General features: G+C 71.9%; 20 protein-coding genes. 14 read left to right on the top strand and 6 right to left on the bottom strand.

Annotated features, from left to right (window positions below; translation table 11 throughout):
- Window positions 1-11: 11 nt before the first annotated feature.
- The 3 genes from BM314_RS05760 (at window position 12) to BM314_RS05750 (ending at window position 3,401) form a co-directional block, all read left to right on the top strand.
- Entirely contained in the window at window positions 12-2,402 is a 2,391-nt protein-coding gene (locus BM314_RS05760) for a response regulator (protein ID WP_091977347.1), read from the top strand.
- Window positions 2,399-2,680, top strand: coding sequence for a hypothetical protein (locus BM314_RS05755; protein WP_056532380.1), 282 nt, complete (start codon window positions 2,399-2,401; stop codon window positions 2,678-2,680). The genes BM314_RS05760 and BM314_RS05755 overlap by 4 nt, the downstream gene beginning before the upstream one ends.
- 106 nt (window positions 2,681-2,786) lie before the next feature.
- Complete coding sequence (locus BM314_RS05750; protein WP_091977345.1) at window positions 2,787-3,401, top strand: NIPSNAP family protein; 615 nt, start codon at window positions 2,787-2,789, stop codon at window positions 3,399-3,401.
- A 66-nt stretch (window positions 3,402-3,467) separates the two neighbouring features.
- Here BM314_RS05750 and BM314_RS05745 read toward each other — a convergent pair whose 3' ends face one another.
- Window positions 3,468-3,734 carry a GCG_CRPN prefix-to-repeats domain-containing protein gene (locus BM314_RS05745; protein ID WP_100252347.1) on the bottom strand — a complete coding sequence of 89 codons (267 nt, stop codon included), beginning with the start codon at window positions 3,732-3,734 and terminating at the stop codon, window positions 3,468-3,470.
- Between the two features lie 122 nt (window positions 3,735-3,856).
- The gene (locus BM314_RS05740; RefSeq protein WP_091977343.1) at window positions 3,857-4,879 is read right to left on the bottom strand and encodes a P1 family peptidase; all 1,023 of its coding nucleotides are present in this window, start codon (window positions 4,877-4,879) and stop codon (window positions 3,857-3,859) included.
- Between BM314_RS05740 and BM314_RS05735 the strand changes: the two genes are divergently transcribed.
- Together BM314_RS05735 and BM314_RS05730 are read left to right on the top strand one after the other, a co-directional pair.
- Window positions 4,832-5,857 carry an NAD(P)-dependent oxidoreductase gene (locus tag BM314_RS05735; RefSeq protein WP_348272729.1) on the top strand — a complete coding sequence of 342 codons (1,026 nt, stop codon included), beginning with the start codon at window positions 4,832-4,834 and terminating at the stop codon, window positions 5,855-5,857. The two genes, BM314_RS05740 and BM314_RS05735, sit on opposite strands and share 48 nt — an antisense overlap.
- A 97-nt stretch (window positions 5,858-5,954) precedes the next feature.
- On the top strand, window positions 5,955-7,673 hold the full coding sequence (locus tag BM314_RS05730) for a methyl-accepting chemotaxis protein (protein ID WP_091977342.1): 1,719 nt from the start codon (window positions 5,955-5,957) through the stop codon (window positions 7,671-7,673).
- A gap of 4 nt (window positions 7,674-7,677) precedes the next feature.
- Here BM314_RS05730 and BM314_RS05725 read toward each other — a convergent pair whose 3' ends face one another.
- Window positions 7,678-8,535, bottom strand: a complete 858-nt coding sequence (locus BM314_RS05725; RefSeq protein ID WP_091977340.1) for a S49 family peptidase — start codon at window positions 8,533-8,535, stop codon at window positions 7,678-7,680.
- A gap of 272 nt (window positions 8,536-8,807) precedes the next feature.
- Here BM314_RS05725 and BM314_RS05720 point away from each other — a divergent pair, with 272 nt between their 5' ends.
- From BM314_RS05720 to BM314_RS05695, 6 genes are all read left to right on the top strand, one after another.
- Window positions 8,808-9,137, top strand: a complete 330-nt coding sequence (locus BM314_RS05720; RefSeq protein ID WP_091977339.1) for a hypothetical protein — start codon at window positions 8,808-8,810, stop codon at window positions 9,135-9,137.
- A gap of 213 nt (window positions 9,138-9,350) precedes the next feature.
- Window positions 9,351-12,083 carry a DNA gyrase subunit A gene (gene gyrA / locus BM314_RS05715; protein WP_091977337.1) on the top strand — a complete coding sequence of 911 codons (2,733 nt, stop codon included), beginning with the start codon at window positions 9,351-9,353 and terminating at the stop codon, window positions 12,081-12,083.
- Between the two features lie 49 nt (window positions 12,084-12,132).
- A complete protein-coding gene (gene coaD, locus BM314_RS05710; protein WP_020095391.1) occupies window positions 12,133-12,636 on the top strand; it encodes a pantetheine-phosphate adenylyltransferase in 504 nt (167 codons plus the stop codon).
- A gap of 27 nt (window positions 12,637-12,663) precedes the next feature.
- Window positions 12,664-13,212, top strand: coding sequence for a peptidylprolyl isomerase (locus tag BM314_RS05705; RefSeq protein WP_020095390.1), 549 nt, complete (start codon window positions 12,664-12,666; stop codon window positions 13,210-13,212).
- Between the two features lie 7 nt (window positions 13,213-13,219).
- The gene (locus tag BM314_RS05700; RefSeq protein WP_020095389.1) at window positions 13,220-13,717 is read left to right on the top strand and encodes a hypothetical protein; all 498 of its coding nucleotides are present in this window, start codon (window positions 13,220-13,222) and stop codon (window positions 13,715-13,717) included.
- Window positions 13,718-13,794: 77 nt separating this feature from the next.
- A complete protein-coding gene (locus BM314_RS05695; RefSeq protein ID WP_010686120.1) occupies window positions 13,795-14,253 on the top strand; it encodes a peptidylprolyl isomerase in 459 nt (152 codons plus the stop codon).
- Between the two features lie 152 nt (window positions 14,254-14,405).
- Here the strand turns inward: BM314_RS05695 and mobA are convergent, their stop codons facing one another.
- From mobA to BM314_RS05680, 3 genes are all read right to left on the bottom strand, one after another.
- The gene (gene mobA, locus BM314_RS05690) at window positions 14,406-14,954 is read right to left on the bottom strand and encodes a molybdenum cofactor guanylyltransferase MobA (protein ID WP_244539851.1); all 549 of its coding nucleotides are present in this window, start codon (window positions 14,952-14,954) and stop codon (window positions 14,406-14,408) included.
- Between the two features lie 70 nt (window positions 14,955-15,024).
- Window positions 15,025-16,173 carry an iron-sulfur cluster carrier protein ApbC gene (apbC, locus tag BM314_RS05685; RefSeq protein ID WP_020095387.1) on the bottom strand — a complete coding sequence of 383 codons (1,149 nt, stop codon included), beginning with the start codon at window positions 16,171-16,173 and terminating at the stop codon, window positions 15,025-15,027.
- 155 nt (window positions 16,174-16,328) lie between these two features.
- Window positions 16,329-16,631: a hypothetical protein gene (locus BM314_RS05680; RefSeq protein WP_170868036.1), complete on the bottom strand. Its 303-nt coding sequence runs from the start codon at window positions 16,629-16,631 to the stop codon at window positions 16,329-16,331.
- A 127-nt stretch (window positions 16,632-16,758) separates the two neighbouring features.
- On the opposite strand from BM314_RS05680, the gene BM314_RS05675 reads away from it, so the two are divergent.
- The 3 genes from BM314_RS05675 to BM314_RS05665 all read left to right on the top strand — a co-directional run bounded on the left by BM314_RS05675 (window position 16,759) and on the right by BM314_RS05665 (window position 20,409).
- Window positions 16,759-17,262, top strand: a complete 504-nt coding sequence (locus BM314_RS05675) for a pyridoxamine 5'-phosphate oxidase family protein (RefSeq protein WP_010686116.1) — start codon at window positions 16,759-16,761, stop codon at window positions 17,260-17,262.
- Window positions 17,263-17,384: 122 nt separating this feature from the next.
- Window positions 17,385-18,677: a nicotinate phosphoribosyltransferase gene (gene pncB, locus BM314_RS05670; protein WP_091680394.1), complete on the top strand. Its 1,293-nt coding sequence runs from the start codon at window positions 17,385-17,387 to the stop codon at window positions 18,675-18,677.
- Between the two features lie 277 nt (window positions 18,678-18,954).
- Window positions 18,955-20,409 (top strand): MmgE/PrpD family protein, encoded by a 1,455-nt coding sequence (locus BM314_RS05665; RefSeq protein ID WP_042675930.1) that lies wholly within the window; start codon window positions 18,955-18,957, stop codon window positions 20,407-20,409.
- Window positions 20,410-20,438: the final 29 nt, after the last annotated feature.

Below are 20,438 nucleotides of genomic sequence, written 5' to 3'. Positions count from 1 at the left end.
GCGTCGGGTCGATGAGCGAGACTGAGAGCGGCCCAGGATCCGTCACGGAGGCCGATTACCGCAACCTCGCCGAGACGCTGCCGCAGCTCGCCTGGATCGCCGAGGCCGACGGCACCATCGTCTGGTACAATCAGCGCTGGTACGACTACACGGGCACCTCCCTCGACGAGATGCGGGGCTGGGGCTGGCGCACGGTCCACCACCCGGACCACGTCGCGTCGGTGACCGAGCGCTACCGCGCCGCGATCACGCTGGGCCGGTCCTGGGAAGACACGTTCCCGCTGCGCGGCCGCGACGGGAGCTACCGCTGGTTCCTGTCGAAGGCGCTGCCCCACCGGGACGAATCCGGGCGGATCCTGCGCTGGTACGGGACCAACACCGACATCACCGTCCGCCGCGCGGTCGAGGAGCGCCTGCGCCATTCCGAGCAGCGCTTCCGGGCGCTGGTGGACGCCTCGGCGGCGGTGATCTGGAACACGGATGCGGCGGGCGAGCTGATGCCGCCGCAGGTCCGGTGGAGCACCTATACCGGCCAGACCGAGGAGGCCTACCAGGGCTGGGGCTGGCTGGACGCCGTCCATCCCGACGACCGGGGCCACGCGGCCGATGCCTGGGCGGCCTGCGTGGAGGCGCGCGCGACCTACGAGGTCGAGTACAGGCTGCGCCGGCACGACGGGGCCTGGCGCGCCATGGAGGTGCGCGGCGTGCCGGTCCTCGCCGAGGACGGCTCCCTGCGGGAATGGGTCGGCACCTGCGTCGACGTCACCGAGCGCAAGGAGGCCGAGGAGGCGGTGGAGCGCGCCCGGCAGGCCGCCGAGGCGGCCAACCGGGCCAAGAGCCAGTTCATCGCCAACATGAGCCACGAGCTGCGCACCCCGCTCTCGGCGGTGATCGGCTACTCCGAGATGCTCGGCGAGGAGCTCGAGGATATCGGCCAGGCCGCCCTCCTGCCGGACCTGCGCAAGATCGAGGCGGCCGCCCGCCACCTGCTGTCGCTGATCAACGACGTCCTCGACATCTCGAAGATCGAGGCCGGCCGCATGACCGCCTCGGCCGAGACCTTCACGGTGGCCGACCTGCTCCGGGACGTCACCGACTCCACCGGATCCCTGGTCGAGAAGAAGGGCAACCGCTTCGTCCTCGACGCCGGCGCGGCGGGCGAGGCCGGCCTGGGCTCCATGCACCAGGACCAGACCAAGATCCGCCAGTGCCTGCTGAACCTGATCGGCAACGCCGCGAAGTTCACCGAGCGGGGGACGATCACCCTGACGGTGCGGCGGCACCGCGAGGCTGGGGCCGACTGGCTGTCCTTCGCGGTCGCCGACACCGGCATCGGCCTGACCGAGGCCCAGATCGACCGCCTGTTCGAGCGCTTCGTCCAGGCCGACGATTCGACCACCCGGCAGTTCGGCGGCACGGGTCTCGGGCTCGCCATCACCCGCGCGTTCTGCCGGACGATGGGCGGCGATATCGGCGTCGCCAGCACCCCGGGCGCGGGCGCGACCTTCACGATCCGCCTGCCCGCGACCCTGCGCCCGGAGGACGCGCCGCCGACCGAGGCCGAGGCGCACACGCCGGTGGAGCCGCACGAGGAGCACGAGACGGTGCTGCTGGTCGACGACGACCCGGCCGCCCGCGAGCTGCTCCAGCGCTTCCTGGAGCGCGAGGGCTTCCACGTCCGCAGCGCCAACGACGGCCGCGCCGGCCTGACGCTCGCCCGGGCCCTGAAGCCGCGGGCGATCCTGCTCGACGTCGAGATGCCGCGCATGGACGGCTGGGCGGTCCTGCACGCGGTCCGCAACGACCCCGACCTCGCCGGGACGCCGGTGATCATGACCTCGGTGGTGGCCGAGCAGGGGCTCGGCCAGGCGCTCGGCGCCACCGACTACTTCGTCAAGCCGATCGACTGGGACCGGCTCAAGGGCCTGATGGAGCGCTACCGGCCCGCGGCGCCGAACGAGGCGCGGGTCCTCGTAGTCGACGACGACGCGGATGCCCGGGAGCGCCTGCGCCGCTCGCTCGGCCGCGAGGGCTGGACCGTCGACGAGGCGGAGAACGGCCGGATCGCCCTGGAGCGGGTCAGCCAGGCGCGGCCGAGCCTGATCCTGCTCGACCTGATGATGCCCGAGATGGACGGGTTCGGCTTCCTGCGGGCCCTCCGGTCGCGGCCCGACGGCGACGTGCCCGTGGTGGTGCTCACCGCCAAGGAGGTCACGGCCGCCGAGAAGGAGAGCCTGAACCGGCAGGCCGACCGGGTGATCGCCAAGGGCTCGATGAGCCTCGCGGAGATCGGCCGGCAACTGCGCGTCCTCTACGCGCGTTCGGCGACCGAGCCGGTGCCGGGGCAGCTCCAGGGCTTGCTGGATCGGCTCGCCGAGAAGGACGCGGGAGAACCACGATGAGCGCGGACGGGATCGATCCGGAGAAGGCGGTGGCCATCCGGCTGCGGGCGCGGCTCGCGGTGGTGGAGCGGGCGGCGTGGTTCGGCTTCGTCCACGCGATGAAGACCCGGCCGGTCGAGACCGAGGCCTACATCGCCGCGGAGCGGGCGCGCTGCACGGACGGGTTCGGCAGCGGCGCCTGGGCCAAGGACCTCACCGACGCCGAGCGGACGATGCTCGCCGAGGAGGTCGACAGCGGGCTGGCGCAGCTGCTGGAGGATGCCCGCGCCGAGCTGTGAGGCTCGGCCGGCGGCGCGGAGCTGGTCCGCGCGTCCCGATGGCAACGAAAGACGATCTCCCGCTTTGACGGCGTGACGTCGACGGGACGACGTCGCCGAGGCGCCCATGCTGTACGAACTCGCGACCCTCTCGTGCCCGCTGCTCGCGGTGGGTCAGGTCTCGGAGGGCGTCGAGGCCTGGCTGGACGATCCCGACGCCAAGGGCGAGCTGGTCGGCTGCTGGCGCACCGAGATCGGGACGCTGGGGCGCCTGATCGTGCTGCGCGGCTTCGCGGCGCCCGAGGACATGACCGCCGAGCGCCGGCGCGCCCTCCTCAGCGCCAACCCGTTCAACGCCGGGCACGTGATCACCGCGCTGGAGATGGACAGCTACGCCCCGTTCCCCTTCCTGCCGCCGATCCGGACGGGCGACCGGGGCGGGGTGTACGAGATCCGGACCTATCGCCAGAAGCCGGGGGGCCTCCCCCCGACCCTCGCGGCCTGGGAGGCCGCGATCGGGCCGGCACGCGCCTACACGCAGCACCTCGTCGTCAACATGTACGCCCTCGACGGCGCGCCGCGCATCACGCACGTCTGGGGTTTCCCGAGCCTGGAGGAGCGGGCCGCGCTGCGAGCCCGCGCCTACGAGGCGGGAATCTGGCCGCCGAAGGGGGGCCCGGACCAGATCGCCGAGGCGACCGCGACGATCGCGCTCCCCCAGGGGCGCTCGCCCCTGCGCTGACCGCCATCCCTCGAGAGCCGCCACCCGCGCCGGCGCCACCCCAGGGGGCGGCGCCAGCGCCGTCACTCAGCGGCGGCAGACGCCCCGCGGGCCGCGATAGAGGCCGGGCGGGCAGCCGCGGGGAGCGCCGGTGACGGCGCGGCGGATCGCACCGCGCGGGCCGCGATTCAGGCGGCAGCCGCCGTAGGCCCCGCGATGGGCGCCGAACCCGCAGCCGCCGCGGACGAGGGTGACCGCGGCGTCGCCGCCGGTCAGCGGTGCCACGGGCATCGCCTGGGCTCCGCCGGCGAACAGGGCGACGGACGCGGCGACGATCAGGCCGGTCATTCTCATGAGATTCTCTCCCGCTAAGCACAGGGCGCGGCCCGGTGCGATCCGGGCCGCGTCGCGGCCTCCGGCCGCGGCCAGTAACCCCGGGCCTGCGGCATCGTTCCGCGCGCGGGCGGGGCCGCCGATCAGGCGCCGAACAGGTCGCGCCAAGCCGGTGGAAGCCCTGTACCGGCCAGGGGCAATGACGGCGCGTGCCCGGGCAGGCTCGTCGCCGAGAACACGCCGCGGGCCACCGCCCGGGCCAGGACGCGCGCGGCGACGTCGCCGAGGCGGGCGAGGTCGACCACCGGTTCGGCGAGGGGCACGGCGCCGGTCGCCGCGGCGAAGACTAGGTCGCCGTCGAGGGGCGTGTGCGCCGGCACGAGCGCGCGGGCGAGTCCGTCCTGCGCGGCCACCGCGAGGCGCCGGCACTGCGCCTTGGTCAGCGCCGCGTCGGTCGCCACCACGGCCAGCGTCGTGGCGGCGCCCGGCAGCGCCCGGGCCGGGAAGGCGAGGGCCTCCGGCGGCACCCGGACCGGCGCGCCGAGACCACCGAACTCGTCGCCCTCTTCGAAGGGCGCCGCCCAGAAATGCGGCCCGGCTCCGATCGTCGCGTTGCCGAAGGCGTTCACGGCCGCGAGCGCCCCGACGCGGAAGCCCGTTCCCGGCACCTGCGCCGAGGCGGATCCGATCCCGCCCTTCAGTCGCCCGGTGCGCGCGCCTGTCCCGGCCCCGACCGAGCCCAGGGCGAAATCCTCCGCCGCGGCCGCGGCGGCCTGAAAGCCCAGCTCGCGATAGGGCGGATAGCGGCCCCAGGCCTTGTCCCCGCCGTTGGGGAGATCGAACAGGACCGCCCCGGGGACGATCGGCACCCGCATGGCACCGACCGGGAAGCCGCGCCCGGCCTCGGCGAGCCACGCCGCCACGCCCGCCCCCGCGTCGAGGCCGAAGGCCGAGCCCCCGGAGAGCACGAAGGCGTCGACCCGCTCCACGGTGCGCTCGGGGTCGAGCAGGTCGGTCTCGCGGGTGCCCGGCCCGCCGCCGCGCACGTCGACCGCGGCGATGGCCGGCTCATCGAACACGATCGCGGTGACGCCGCTGGCGAGCCGCAGGTCGGTGGCGTGGCCGACCCGCAGGCCGGGAATGTCGGTGATGCGATTCTGCAGCATGGATCGAGCTTGCCACGCCGTGCGAGCGCCGCAAATCCGGCCGGGGCCGTTGACCGCCAGCCGGGATTTCCCAGTTGGCAGACGGCACAGCGCGTCGAGGAGCACGGCATGGACGTCGGATTCATCGGAATGGGGCGGATGGGTCGCGCCATGGCGGCCAATCTCGCCCGGGCCGGCCACGCGGTCCGCGCCTGGAACCGCTCGCCGGAGGCCGCGCGCGGCATCGACGGCGTCACCCCGGTAGCGAGCGCCGCCGAGGCTTTCGCCGGGGACGCCGTGATCACCATGCTGGCCGACGACGCGGCCCTCGAGGCCGTGATCGTGGCCGGCGGCCTCCTCGACCGGCCGGAGCGCCCCGGCCTGCATATCGGGATGAGCACGGTCTCGGTGGCCCTGGCGAAGCAGCTCGCCGCCGTCCACGCGCGGGCCGGCGTCCCCTACGTCTCGGCCCCGGTCTTCGGGCGGCCGGACGTGGCGGAGGCCGGGAAGCTCAACATCGTTGCGGCGGGAGAGGGAGCCCTCATCGACCGCGCCGGCCCACTCCTCGACGCGATGGGCGCCAGGACCTGGCGCTTCGGCGACGACCCGACGCGGGCGAACGCCGTCAAGCTCGCCGGCAACTTCATGCTGATCTCGGCGATCGAGGCCATGGCCGAGGCCTGCGCCCTGACGGAGGGCCACGGCGTCCCGGGCGCCGAGTTCCTCGACCTGATGACCAACACGCTGTTCGCCTCGCCGGTCTACAAGGGCTACGGCGCCTCGATCGCACAGAACCGCTACGAGCCGCCGGGCTTCATCCTCAGGCTCGGGGCCAAGGACGTGCGGCTCGCCCTGCAGGCGGCCGAGGGCGCCGGGGTGCCGATGCCCTTCGCCAGCGTGCTGCGGGACGGTCTCATCGAGGCGATCAGCCACGGCGACGGCGAGAAGGATCTGGCGGCGCTCGCCCGCGTCTCCGCCCGGCGCGCAGGGCAGGGTTGAAATCTGCGGCAATGGCTCGCCTTTCTGGCGAACCTTAACCCGTCATTTCAACCTCACGACAGAGTGTCCGGCCGGCTATAGGCACGGATACCAATAGATGCGCACACATTCCTATTCGCTGCGCAGGATGACTCTGTCGACGAAAGTCATCCTGCTGGCGATGCTCGCCGTGACACTCACCGCCGGCGCCATCTGGATTACGGTCTCGCGACAAACTTGGTCGCAGATGGAGGCGCGCCAGCGCACCAACGGCGAGCGCAACCTGAGAACTCTGGCGCTCGTCCTGGCGGCGCGGGTCGAGGGCGCGGCGGCGGATCTCGACGGCGCGCGCGTCGCCCGGGTGTCGACGCCGAGCCTGTCGGGCTTCGCCGATGCCCGCGTCGTGGACGACGCCGTCGCCTACTCGGGCGGCCTGGCGACGGTGTTCAGCTACGAGCCCGCCTCCGACAGCTTCGTACGGCGCCAGACCACCGTGCGCCGGGCGGACGGGACCCGCGCGGTCGGCACGGCGCTCGCCGCCGACAGCCCGGCCCAGGCCGCGATCCGCGCCGGGCAAACCTACGAGGGGCCGGCGACCCTGTTCGGGCGGCGCTACCACACGGTGTACCAGCCGACGGTCGACGCCGCCGGCAAGGTGAACGGCATCCTGTTCGTCGGCCTGCCGATCGAGATGTACTTCGACGCCCACGCCCAGACGATGACGAGCCTCAGCGTCGCCGCCCTGATCATCGCGGTGCTGGCCTGTGCCCTCGTCGGGCTGGCGGCGGCGCGGCTGTTCCGGCCCTTCTCGGCGATCGCGGCGCGGATCGAGGCCCTCGCGGCCGGCGACCTGGACTCGGCGATCCCCCACGCGGCGCGCGGCGACGAGATCGGCACGGTGGCGCGCGCCCTCGAGGTGCTGCGCGTCTCCGGCCTGCGGACCCGGGAACTCGAGAGCCTGCAGAGCGCGAGCGCAGCTGACGAGACGCGGCGGCGGGCCGCCCTCGACCGCGCCATCGAGGCGTTCCGCGGCCAGATCGTCCGCCTGAAGGACGCGCTGACCGCCAGCACCGGCGCGATGCGCGCCCGGGCCGGCGAGATGGCGGCCAGCTCCGCCGAGGCGGAGGCCGCCGTCGCCGAGACCGAGCGCGGCTCGCACGAGACCTCCGCCAGCGTCCAGACCGTCGCGAGCGCCGCCGAGGAGCTCTCCGCCTCCATCGCGGAGATCGAGACCCAGCTCGACCAGGCCGAGGCCCTGGTGGCCACGGCCGCCGCGGAGTCGGACGCCATGAACGCCGAGATCGGCGAGCTCGCCGAGGCCGCAGGGCGCATCGGCGCGGTGGTCGGGCTGATCCGCCAGATCGCCGAGCAGACCAACCTGCTGGCGCTCAACGCCACGATCGAGTCCGCCCGGGCCGGCGCCGCCGGCAAGGGCTTCGCCGTGGTGGCCGCGGAGGTGAAGGCGCTGGCGTCGCAGACCGCGCGGGCGACCGAGGAGATCGGCAGCCAGATCGCCGGCGTGCAGGCCTCGACGACGGCGGCCGTGGCGGCCATCGGCCGGATGGGCGAGCGGATGCGGGCGGTCAGCGCCACCACGGGTGGGATCGCGTCGGCGGTCTCGGCCCAGGGCGCGGCCACCGCCGAGATCTCCCGCAACGTCGCCGACACGGCCGGCGCCACCGAGGCCATCGCGGGCGGCCTGACCACGGTCGCCGGCGCCGCGCGGCGCTCGGCCCGCATGGCCGCCACGGTCACCGAGGCGGCTCAGACCGTCGACGCGGTCGCGGCCGACCTCGAGGGCGAGATCGAGCGCTTCCTCGGTCAGGTCGCGGCCTGAGCCCTCAGAGCCCGTAGCGGGCGAAGGCCGCGCGCTCCGCGAACGCGGCCATCGCCCCCTCGGCCAGGTCGATCCCGCCCGGCGCGCCGCCCCGGCGCAGGATGCGGGAGAGCAGGCCGCCGCGCGCCTCGGCGACGAGGCGCAGGTCGACCTTCTCGCCGAAGCGCGCGCGCATCGCGGTGCGCACGTCGCCCAGGGCGTCGACGAGGCCGAGGGGCAGCGCCTGCCGCCCGGTCCAGACCGCGCCGGTGAACAGGTTCTCGGACGTCGACAGGCCCGGGCGCCGGGCCGTGACGAGGCCGGTGAACAGGTCTTGCACGTCGGCCTGGATGCGCTTCAGGCGCTCCACGTCGGCGGGATCCTCCGGGCGGAACGGGTCGAGCATCGACTTCGCCTCGCCCTGCGTGTGCACCCGGCGCTCGACACCGAGCTTCTCCAGGAGGCCGTGGAAGCCGAACCCGGCCGAGACCACGCCGATCGAGCCGACGATCGAGGTCGGATCGGCGACGATCTCGTCGGCCGCGCAGGCGATCATGTAGCCGCCGGAGGCCGCGACATCCTCCACGAAGGCGATCACCGGCACGCCCTTCTCCTCGGCCAGCGCCCGGATGCGGCGGTGGATCAGGTGCGACTGCGCCGGCGAGCCGCCGGGCGAGTTGATCACCAGCGCCACCGCCTTCACCCCCGGCATCCCGAAGGCGCGCTCCAGGCTGCCCGCGACGCCCCCGATCGAGAGCCCCGGCCGGAGCGGCGAGACCGCCCCGATCGTGCCCGACAGTCGGACCACCGCGACCCGCGGGCGTCGGTCCCGGAAGCGGCGCGGGAGGAGGGCGCGGAATGTGTCGGGGAACGCGAACGCCATGGGAGTCTTACGCGGCTCGTCGGGAAGCCGGGCGGGAGACGGCCCGGAAGCGCCTGCTCCGGAAACTGGGCGCTTTCCGGCCCCGCGCAAGGGCGGTGCGCGAGGGTGGTGCGCGAGGGTGGTGCGCGAGGGTGGTGCGCGAGGGCGGCGCGTCTGCGCAGTCGGAACGGATCGAACCGTTTGCCGACCTTGGCCGTTTCAGGCGACGGCGCGAGCCTCGTGCCGGCCCGGATCCGCTGGACTCGGACGGGCGCTCACACGGGAGAGAAACGATGCGACCCTGGCCGATCCTGGTCCTCCTCGCCGCGCTGCTCGGCGGGCTGGCGAGTGCGCCCGCGCGCGCGGCGCCCCTGCCGGTCCCCGCGAGCGCCGAGGCCGCCGCGCCCGCCCCCGCGGTGCAGCAGGCCCACTGGCGCCACCGCCGCCACTGGCACCGCCGCCACCACTGGCGGCGCCACTGGCACCACCGCCGCCACCACTGGCACCGTCGCCATCACTGGCACCGGCACCACCATTTCCGCCGGCACTGGCACCGCCACCACGTCTGGCATGGCCGCCCGTACGGCCGCCCGTACGGCCACCGGCACGTCACGTTCTACTGAGCGCAGCCCTGCGCGTCCCGGCCCGATCCGGCCGGGACGCATCCCTGCCGGGACGCGCGCCGGCAGCCGCGCTGCGACCTTGCGGGCGGCCTCGGAAAACCTTATTTAACCGTCTGATATCACTGCTCTTCCGAGAGGCCGTTCCGGCGCATCGCGCGCCACCCGGGAACGGCCGTGAGCACCGCCCGTCCGGGCTTCAGAACGGATACCGACTTGGCCGAGAACGATCCGACTGGCGCCGCCCCGCCCGCCAGCGACATCCGCCCCGTCTCCATCACCGACGAGATGCGCCGCTCCTACCTCGATTACGCGATGAGCGTGATCGTGAGCCGGGCGCTTCCCGACGCCCGCGACGGTCTCAAGCCGGTGCACCGGCGCATCCTCTACTCCGCCTTCGAATCCGGGCACCTGCCCGAGCGGAAATACGTCAAGTCGGCCCGCATCGTCGGCGACGTGATCGGTCTGTACCACCCGCACGGCGACCAATCGATCTACGACGCCCTCGTGCGGATGGCGCAGGACTTCTCCATGCGCCTCATGCTCATCGACGGGCAGGGCAATTTCGGCTCGGTGGACGGCGATCCGCCGGCCGCCATGCGCTACACCGAATCGCGGCTGGCCAAGCCCGCGACCGCGCTGCTCACCGATATCGACAAGAACACCGTCGATTTCGGACCGAACTACGACGAGTCGCGCGAGGAGCCGACCGTCCTGCCGGCCCGCTTCCCGAACCTGCTGGTCAACGGCGCGGGCGGCATCGCGGTCGGCATGGCGACCAACATCCCGCCGCACAATCTCGGCGAGCTGATCGACGCCTGCGTGGCGCTGATCGACGATCCGGGCCTGACCATCGAGCAGCTCACCGAGATCGTGCCCGGCCCGGACTTCCCGACCGGCGGCATGATCCTCGGCCGCGCCGGCACCCGGCAGGCCTACGCGACGGGCCGCGGCTCGGTGATCATGCGCGCCAAGTCGCATGTCGAGGAGCTGCGCAAGGAGCGCGAGGCGCTGATCTTCACCGAGATTCCCTATCAGGTGAACAAGGCGACGCTCGTCGAGAAGATCGCCGAACTGGTGAAGGAGAAGCGGGTCGAGGGCATCTCCGACCTGCGCGACGAATCCGACCGGACGGGCATGCGCATCGTCGTCGAGATCAAGCGCGACGCCATGGCCGACGTGGTGCTGAACCAGCTCTACCGGTTCACGCCGCTGCAGAGCTCCTTCGGCTGCAACATGGTGGCGCTGAACGGCGGCCGCCCCGAGCTGATGAACCTGAAGGACCTGCTCCAGGCCTTCGTGGATTTCCGCGAGGAGGTCGTCTCCCGCCGGACCAAGTTCCTGCTCGGCAAGGCCCGCGAGCGCGCCCACGTCTTGTGCGGCCTCGCGATCGCGGTCGCCAACATCGACGAGGTGATCCGCCTGATCCGGACCTCGCCGGACCCGAACACGGCCCGCGAGGCCCTGATGGCCCGCGACTGGCCGGCCCACGACATCGCGCCGCTGATCGCGCTGGTGGACGACCCGCGCCACCGCGTCGCCGAGGACGGGACCTACCGCCTGTCCGAGACCCAGGCCCGCGCCATCCTCGACCTGCGCCTGCAGCGCCTGACGGCTCTGGGCCGCGACGAGGTCGGCGACGAGCTGAAGACGCTGGCGGACGAGATCGCCGACTACCTCGACATCCTGCGCTCGCGCGCCCGCATCCAGGGCATCGTCAAGGGCGAGCTCGCCGAGGTCCGCGAGCAGTTCGCCACCCCGCGCCGGACCGAGATCGTCGACTTCGACGGCAGCGTCGAGGACGAGGACCTGATCGCCCGCGAGGACATGGTGGTGACCGTGTCGCACGCCGGCTACGTGAAGCGCGTGCCGCTCTCGACCTACCGAGCCCAGCGCCGCGGCGGCAAGGGCCGCTCCGGCATGGCGACCCGCGACGAGGATTTCGTCACTCGCCTGTTCGTGGCCAACACCCACACGCCGGTGCTGTTCTTCTCCAGCCAGGGCCAGGCCTACAAGGAGAAGGTCTGGCGGCTGCCGATGGCCGCCCCGAACGCCCGCGGCAAGGCGCTGGTGAACATCCTGCAATTGCAGGACACCTCCGAGCGCATCACCACGATCATGCCGCTGCCCGAGGACGAGGCGTCGTGGGAGACGCTCGACGTCATGTTCGCGACCGCGCGCGGCAACGTCCGGCGCAACAAGCTCTCGGACTTCACCACGGTGAACCGCAACGGCAAGATCGCCATGAAGCTCGACCCGGGCGACCACATCGTCCACGTCGAGATCTGCCGGCCGGACCAGAACGTGCTGCTGACCACCGCTCTGGGTCAGTGCATCCGCTTCCCCGTCGAGGACGTGCGCGTCTTCAAGGGCCGCGACTCGACCGGCGTGCGCGGCATCCTGCTGACCAAGGACGACCGGGTCATCTCGATGACCATCCTGAACGCCTTCGACGCCAGCGCCGAGGAGCGGGCCGGCTACCTGAAGATGCGCCGCGCCGTGACCGGCGAGGCCGAGGAGAACGGCGACGCGGAGCCCGAGGACGGCGCCGAGGCGGCGGCGATCTCGCTCGACCGCTACAACGAGATGGGCGCGGCCGAGCAGTACGTGCTGACCCTGTCGGAGCGGGGCTTCGGCAAGCGTTCCTCGTCGTTCGAGTACCGGACCTCGGGACGCGGCGGGAAGGGCATCACGGCGATGCGGGTCAATGCCCGCAACGGCAGCCTCGTGGCGTCCTTCCCGGTCGAGGCCTCGGACCAGATCATGCTGGTCACCGACGGCGGCCAGCTGATCCGCGTGCCGGTGGACGACATCCGCATCGTCGGCCGCGCCTCGCAGGGCGTGACGGTGTTCAACACCGCCAAGGACGAGAAAGTCGTCTCGGTGGAGCACATCGAGGGCGAGGACGAGGGCGCCGAGGCCGGTCCCGAGGGCGGCGAGGAGGCCTGAGGCGCCGCCCGGTTCCGTCCGGCGCGAAAATGCTCTAGGTCGGGTCGCGATGACCCGCACTGCCCTCTACGCCGGCTCGTTCGATCCGGTCACGAACGGCCATCTCGACGTGGTCCGCCAGGCCTGCCGGCTGGTGGACCGCCTCGTGATCGCCATCGGCGTCCACCCCGGCAAGGCCCCGCTGTTCTCCGCCGAGGAGCGGGCGGCGCTGCTGAGCGAGACCTGCGGGCCGGTGGCCCAGGCCGAGGGTGCGGCGCTGGAGATCGTCACCTTCAACGATCTCGCCGTCTCGGCCGCCCGGCGCTGCGGCGCCGCGATCTTCATCCGCGGCCTGCGCGACGGCACGGATCTCGACTACGAGATGCAGCTCGCCGGCATGAACGGCGCCATGGCGCCCGAGGTGCAGACCGTGTTCCTGCCCGCCTCGACGCAGGCCCGCCCGATCACCGCGACGCTGGTGCGCCAGATCGCCGGCATGGGGGGCGACGTCTCGCCCTTCGTGCCCGCGGCGGTCGCCGCGCGGCTCCGGCAGCGCTTCGCCGCCCATTCCTGACACCGGCCCGACCCTGGAAGGACTTCGATGAACCGACGCCACGCCCTCCTCGCGCTCGCCCTGACGCTCGGCACCGCTCAGGCGGCCCGGGCCGCCGACGCCAACACGGTCTATCTCCAGACCAAGGACGGGCGGATCACCATCGAGCTGCGGCCCGACATCGCGCCCAAGCACGTCAAGCAGATCAAGACCCTTGTCTCGCAGGGCTTCTACAACGGCCTCAAGTTCCACCGCGTCATCGACGGGTTCATGGCCCAGACCGGCGACCCGAAGGGCAACGGCACCGGCGGCTCCAGCCTGCCGAACATCCCGGCCGAGTTCACGCAGTCGGCCCAGTTCCGCCGCGGCACCGTGGGCATGGCCCGCTCGCAGGATCCGAACTCGGCGAACTCGCAGTTCTTCATCTGCCTCGGCGACGCGCCGTTCCTGAACGGCCAGTACACGATCGTCGGCAACGTCACGGACGGGCTCGACGTCCTCGACAAGATCAAGAAGGCCGCCCCGGGCGCGCCGGGCGGGGCCGTCCAGGATCCCGACAAGATCGTCAGCATGACGCTCGCCGAGAAGGCCAAGTAGCGGCCGCATGCCGGGCCGGCGCGCCGCCTCGATCCTCCTGCTGAGCTTGATCCCGGCGGCCGCCGCGGCCTATGACGGCGCGCCGTTCTACGGCTACGCCGAGGAGCCGGGGGGCGGCTACCCGCTGAGCCTGCCCCAGACCCTGCGCGCCACGGTCCCGGTCCCGGTCGCCCGGATGGCGACCAAGCCCGCCGACACCCTGGCCGAGCTCTACCCGGCGCTCGCCGCCTGCTGGCAGGCACCGGGCGGCCTCGGCCGCCCGAGCGGCGGGTCCGACGACATCGAGATCACCCTGCGGCTCGCGCTGCGGCGCGACGGCAGCCTGATCGGGCCGCCCCGCGTCACCTACGCGGCGGGGGTCGCGGGCGATCGGCGGAATACCCTGGTGCGCGGGACCCTCGACGCCCTCGCGCGCTGCACCCCGGTCCACATCACGCCGGGTCTGGGCCGGGCGATCGCGGGGCGGCCGGTGGCGCTCCGCTTCGTCTACCGCCCGCCGGCCTGAGCGCCGGCGAGACCGACACGGACGCTGGCCGGATCCGGCACGCGCCGATACAGTTCCCCCAACCGGAAGGAAAGACTATGGCCGACAACGAGACCATCGTGCTGGAGACCACCAAGGGCCGCGTCGTGATCGCGCTGCGCCCCGACCTCGCCCCGGGCCACGTCGAGCGCATCAAGACGCTCGCCGCCCAGGGCTTCTACGACGGCGTGCCGTTCCACCGGGTGATCGACGGGTTCATGGCCCAGACCGGCGACCCGACCGGCACCGGCTCGGGCGGCTCCGACCTGCCGGACCTGAAGGCCGAGTTCAACGCCGAGCCGCACGTGCGCGGCACCTGCTCGATGGCGCGGACGAACTTCCCGCACTCGGCGAACTCGCAGTTCTTCATCTGCTTCGACGACGCCCGCTTCCTCGACAAGCAGTACACGGTGTGGGGCAAGGTCGTGGAAGGCATGGACGTGGTCGACACGATCAACAAGGGCGAGCCGCCGCGCTCGCCGGACAAGATCGTGAAGGCGACCGTCGCGGCGGCCTGAGCTCGGATCAAGCCTCACAGCCGAAGCCATCTCTCGATGGCTTCGGCTGTACCGTCTTTGCGAGCGCAGCGAAGCAATCCAGTAGTGCCGCGTCTTCACGCGTCGCGCTGCCCTGGGTCACTTCGCTTCGCTCGTGATGACGGCGGACCGCATCACCCGCGGTCCAGGGCTTCCGCCGCCGCCAGATCCGCCGGCGAATTGATGTTGAGGAACGGGTCCACCGGCTCGACCGGCCAGGTCGCGACCGCGGCCCCATGGCGCGCGATGAAGGCGCCGACGCGCCGCTCGCCGCGTTCGAGATAGTCCCGAAGCGCGTCGCTCAGAGCCGTCGGCCAGAGCGCGATCGTGTAGTGCTGCCGCTCCCCTGAGGCCGCGAGCGCGATGCCGGTCTCCGGTCCGGCCGCGCCGAGGCGCGCTACCAGATCCTCCGGCAGGAACGGCGCGTCGCCCGACACGCTCACCACCCGCGCGATACCCCGCGCGCCGGCGTGCTCCAGCCCGGCGAGGATGCCGGCGAGCGGGCCCGGCTGATCCGGCACGGGGTCCTGCAGGACCGGACCGGGAAAGCCGGAGAACCGCGCCGGGTCGCCGTTGGCGCTGAGCGCCAGTCCCGCCCCGCATTGCGGCCCGAGCCGCTCGACCACCCGCTCCAGCAGGGTCCGCCCCCCGAGCCGCAGCAGCGGCTTGTCGCCCCCGCCCATCCGCCGCGCCCGCCCGCCGGCGAGGATCAGGCCCAGGACCGGCGGCGGAAGAGGCGGGGAGGGCACAGGATCACTCGAAGACGATCTTCGGCGCCGTCCGCCCGGCCGGAGCGCCGGACAGGTTCGCCCAGAGCTGGGCGGCGATGTCCCGGTAGACCTTGGCGTGCGGCCCCTCCGGATCGGTCGCCACCACCGGCCGACCGGCATCCGAGGTCTCGCGGATGGTCATGTTCAGCGGCACCTCGCCGAGGAACGGCACGCCGAGCCGCTGCGCCTCGTTCCGCGCGCCGCCGTGCCCGAAGATGTGCGAGGCGTGGCCGCAATTCGGGCAGACGAAGGTCGCCATGTTCTCGATCACGCCGAGGATCGGCACCGCGACCTTCTTGAACATGGTCACGCCGCGCCGCGCGTCGATCAGCGCGAGGTCCTGCGGGGTGGAGACGATCACGGCGCCGGACAGCGGCGTCGCCTGCGCCATGGTGAGCTGCGCGTCGCCGGTGCCGGGCGGCATGTCGACGAGCAGCACGTCGAGCTCGCCCCAGAGCACGTCGCGCAGCATCTGGGTGATGGCCGACTGCACCATCGGGCCGCGCCAGATCATCGCCGTCTCGGGCTCGATCAGGAAGCCGATCGACATGACCTTGAGGCCGTAGCCGACCATCGGCTCCATGGCCTTGTTGTCGACGACGTTGGGCTTGCCCGAGAGCCCGAACAGCTTCGGCACGGAGGGGCCGTAGATGTCGGCGTCGAGGAGGCCGACCTTCAGTCCCTGGGCCTGGAGCGCCAGGGCGAGGTTGCAGGCGGTGGTCGACTTGCCGACGCCGCCCTTGCCGGAGGCGACCGCCACGATGTGGCGCACGCCCGCGATCTGCGGGCCCTGGTTCGGCGGCGCGCCGGGCCGCGGCGGCGCGACCGGCGGCGGCGTCACGGGCCGGGGAGCGGCGCCGCTCTGGGCCGGGTGGCTCTGGTTCCGCTCGGAGGTGAGGCTCGCGAACACGCCCGAGACGCCCGGCATCTTCAGGACGCGCCCCTCGGCCTGGCGCCGCACCGGCTCGAACCGCTCGGCCTCGCTGGGATCGACGAGGATCGAGAACATCACGCGGCTGTTCGGATCGACCACGACCTGGGACAGCCGTCCCGAGCCGGGCAGGGTGGTGCCGGCGGCATCGACGGTGACGTCGGCGAGCGCCTTCAGCACGTCGTCGCGGGTGATCGCCAAAATCGTTCTCCACCGGGGCAAGCAGGTATGCCAGTGCATGTAACCGAGCGGGCCCAGAACACCAGACCCCGGGCCCGAGATCGGCGCGCGCCGGTGGCCCGCGTCCCCGCGGCCATCCCGCGCCGGAGCGGGGCGCCGCCTGGACCGTGCCGGCGTCAGTGCGGCCGGGCGATGAGGTTGCACGCCTCCATCGGGCCGCGCACCACGGTCCCGTCGCCGCGCCGGTAGACCCCGTGCCGCAGGCGACGGCAGCCGAGGGGGCCGCGCAGGCGCTTCACGCGCTCGATGTGGACGCTGCCGTAGCGGCGGTTCGAGAAATCGTGGCCGCCGATGCGCACGCCCGGGCCGAAGCGCACCTCGGCGCCGGCCGGCCGAGCGCCGAGACAGAGGACGCCGAGACAGAGCGCGCCCAGCGCCAGCGCCGCGGCCGTACGCCCCAATCTCCGAACACCTCGCATACGAACCTCCTCACCGCACGGGCAAGCTGAACCAACGGGAGACTGATCCGTTGTCGGGGCAGCCTTCGGCCGGGGCACCCTCCGGAGACCCCGCCGGGACCGAAACGACGCGTAGGAGACCACTTTCATGCATCAGGGCAACCACCGCGACCACGAGGGCGCGAAGAAGCTGTTCGAGCTCATCAAGGACGTGAAGATCGCCATGATGACCACCGTCGACTCCGACGGCACGCTCAACAGCCGCCCGATGTGGAACAACGACGCCGACGAGAACGGCGACCTGTGGTTCTTCACCAAGCTGCACTCGCCCAAGACGGCCGAGATCAGCAAGGACAACCAGATCAACCTCGCCTATTCCGACCCGTCGAGCCAGAACTACGTCTCGGTAGCCGGCAAGGCGGAGATCGTCCGCGACCAGTCGATCATCGACGCGAAGTGGAATGAGAGCCTGAAGACCTGGTTCCCGAACGGGAAGAACGACCCGGAGGTCGCTCTGATCCGCGTCCACCCGGAGAAGGGCGAGTACTGGGACAGCCCGAACAGCACGATGCTGCACCTCTACGGCTACGTGAAGGCCTCGCTCACCGGCGAGAGCCCGAAGACCGAGACCAAGAAGGTCGACCTCGCCTGAGGATCGGTCGTCAGGATCGGCGGTTTCGCGGGCGGTCTCCGGGCGGAGGCCGCCCGTCTTCTTGACGTGTGCGGTCCCGGCATGCGCTCTGCGCGTTCCAAGCGCGGCAGAGTGCCTGACGAATGCTCGATCTGGCAAAACGGGTCTACGATCACAGTTTCCGCATCGACCCGATCGTGCGGTCGCTCCTCGACACCGATTTCTACAAGCTCCTGATGGCGCAGACGATCCTGCGCCGGCACCCCGACATCCAGACCACCTTCGGCATCACCAACCGCACCCGCCGGATCCGGATCGCCGACGAGGTCGATGCCGGGCTGCTGCGGGAACAGCTCGACCACGCCCGGACGCTGCGCCTCAGCAAGGGCGAGATCACGTGGCTGCGGGGCAACGTGTTCCGCGGCCAGGGACGCATCCTCGGCCCCGAATTCGTCTCCTGGTTCGAGACCTTCCAGCTCCCCGAATACGAGCTCGCCGTCCATGACGGCCAGTACGAGCTGACTTTCCACGGCCCCTGGGTCGAGACCACCATGTGGGAGGTCCCGGCGCTCGCGATCCTGAACGAGCTGCGGGCGCGGGCCGTGCTGCGGGGCCTCGGCAAGCTCGACCTGCAGGTGCTCTACGCCCGCGCCATGACCCGGGTCTGGGAGAAGATCGAGCGGCTGCAGAGACTTCCGGACCTGTCGGTGGCGGATTTCGGCACGCGTCGGCGCCACGGATTCCTGTGGCAGGACTGGTGCGTGCAGGCCATGGCGGAGGGCCTGGACGGCGCGTTCCTCGGCACCTCCAACTGCCTGATCGCGGCCCGGCAGGAGGTCGAGCCGGTGGGGACGAACGCCCACGAATTGCCGATGGTCTACGCGGCGCTCGCCGAGGACGACGCGGCGCTCGCCGCCGCGCCCTACGCGGTGCTCGCCGACTGGCAGGAGGATTACGGCGGCAACCTGCTGGTGATCCTGCCCGATACCTACGGAACCACCGGATTCCTGGCGAACGCCCCCGACTGGGTCAGCGACTGGACCGGCATCCGCATCGACTCGAAGGACCCGATCGAGGGCGGCGAGGAGGTCATCCGCTTCTGGCAGGATCGCGGGCACGACCCGCGGGAGAAGCTCGCGATCTTCTCGGACGGCCTCGACATCGACGAGATCGAGCGCATCCACGCCCGGTTCCACGGGCGCATGCGCATCGGCTACGGCTGGGGCACGCTGCTCACCAACGATTTCCGCGGGCTCCTGCCGGACGGCAAGCTCGACCCGGTCTCCATCGTCTGCAAGGTCACGCAGGCCGACGGCCGGCCGACCGTGAAGCTCTCCGACAATCCCACCAAGGCGCAGGGCCCGGCCGACGAGGTCGCCCGGTACCGGCGCGTCTTCGGCGTGGGTGCGCAGGAGGCCCTCCCGGTGGTGGTGTGAAGGGGGTTCGTACCGTTTCCGGTTGATCAGATCGGTTCCGCCGTCCTTGCGAGCGGAGCGAAGCAATCCAGATAGCGCCACGCCCCCTGCTGTCCCGCAGCCCTGGGTTGCTTCGCTGCGCTCGCAAAGACGGAGCGGGCCGCACCGACCGAAGCGTTCAACCGGAAACGGTATCAGACCCGCTGCGGTGAAACACGGAGGCCGCCGACCCAGGGATGAATTCATTATCATGTCCGGCAATCGGGGCGCCTCGGGCGGCCCTGTCCGGGAGAACGCCATGTCGATGAATCGCCGCTCGCTCATCGGGGCCGCGGGCCTCGCCCTGACGGCGCCCGCCCTGCAGGGCGCGCAGGCGGCCGAGGCCGCGAAGCCGGCCGCGAAGGCAGCGCCGCCGCACGTCACGAAGATCCTCGCGCAGTGGATCCTGGGATCCTCCTACGACACCCTGCCGGAGCCCGTCCGCCGCGAGGGCGTGCGCAGCTTCCTCAACTGGGTCGGGGTGGCCATCGGCGGCTCGCACCACGAGACTGTCGACGTGGCGGTCTCGGCGCTGCAGCCCTTCTCCGGGCCGCCGCAGGCCGGGCTGTTCGGACGGACCGAGCGGTTCGACATCATGAACGCCGCCTTCCTCAACGGCGTGTCGAGCCACATCTTCGACTTCGACGACACCCACCTGAAGACGATCATCCACCCGGCCGGCCCGGTTGCCTCGGCGATCCTGGCCTACGCGGCGATGAAACCGGTCTCCGGCAAGGACTTCCTCGAAGCCCTGGTGGTCGGGATCGAGGCCGAATGCCGGATCGGCAACGCGGTCTACCCGAACCACTACGATGCCGGGTGGCACATCACCGGCACCGCGGGCGTGTTCGGGTCGGCCGCCGCCGCGGGCAAGTTGATGGGGCTCACCGAGCAGCAGATGGTCTACGCCCTCGGGCTCGCCGCCTCGCAGCCGGTGGGCCTGCGCGAGTCGTTCGGCTCGATGAACAAGAGCTTCAACCCGGGCCGGGCCGCGTCCAACGGGTTGTTCGCCGCGATCCTGGCGGCCAAGGGCTTCACCTCGTCGGACGGCATGATCGAGGCCAAGCGCGGCTGGGCCAACACGATCTCCACCAAGCAGGACTGGTCGCAGATCACCGACGGCCTCGGCACCCGCTACGAGGCGCAGCTCAACACCTACAAGCCCTTCGCCTGCGGGATCGTCATGCACCCGACGATCGACGCGGCGATCCAGATCCGCGATCAGGACCACGTCAAGCCGGAGGACATCCAGCGCGTCGACCTGAAGGTCCACCCGCTCGTCCTGGAGCTGACCGGCAAGACCGCGCCGAAGACCGGCCTGGAGGGCAAGTTCAGCATCTACCACGCCGCCGCGGTCGCCTTCGTGGAGGGTGCGGGCGGCGAGAAGCAGTTCAGCGACCGGGCGGTGAACGATCCGCGTGTGGTGGCCCTGCGCCAGAAGGTGGTGCCGGTGATCACCCCCGGCGTCGATCCCGCGCAGGTCGACATGACCGTGACGCTGAACGACGGGCGGACCTTCCACCGGCATATCGAGCACGCCATCGGAAGCGTCGAGAAGCCGATGTCGGACGCGCAGCTGGAGGCGAAATTCACCGACCTCGCCGCCGGCATCCTGCCGGACGCGCAGGCCAGGAAGGTGATGCAGCTGTGCTGGTCTCTGCCCGAGCTGAAGGATGCGGGCGACGTGGCGCGGGCCGGCGTCGCGGGGGCCTAACCTGAACGCGAAACCCTAGGGATCGATTT

The sequence above is a fragment of the Methylobacterium sp. 13MFTsu3.1M2 genome, from assembly GCF_900112625.1.
In the GTDB taxonomy this organism is placed as follows: domain Bacteria; phylum Pseudomonadota; class Alphaproteobacteria; order Rhizobiales; family Beijerinckiaceae; genus Methylobacterium.
This window is presented reverse-complemented; position numbering and strand designations above follow the sequence as displayed.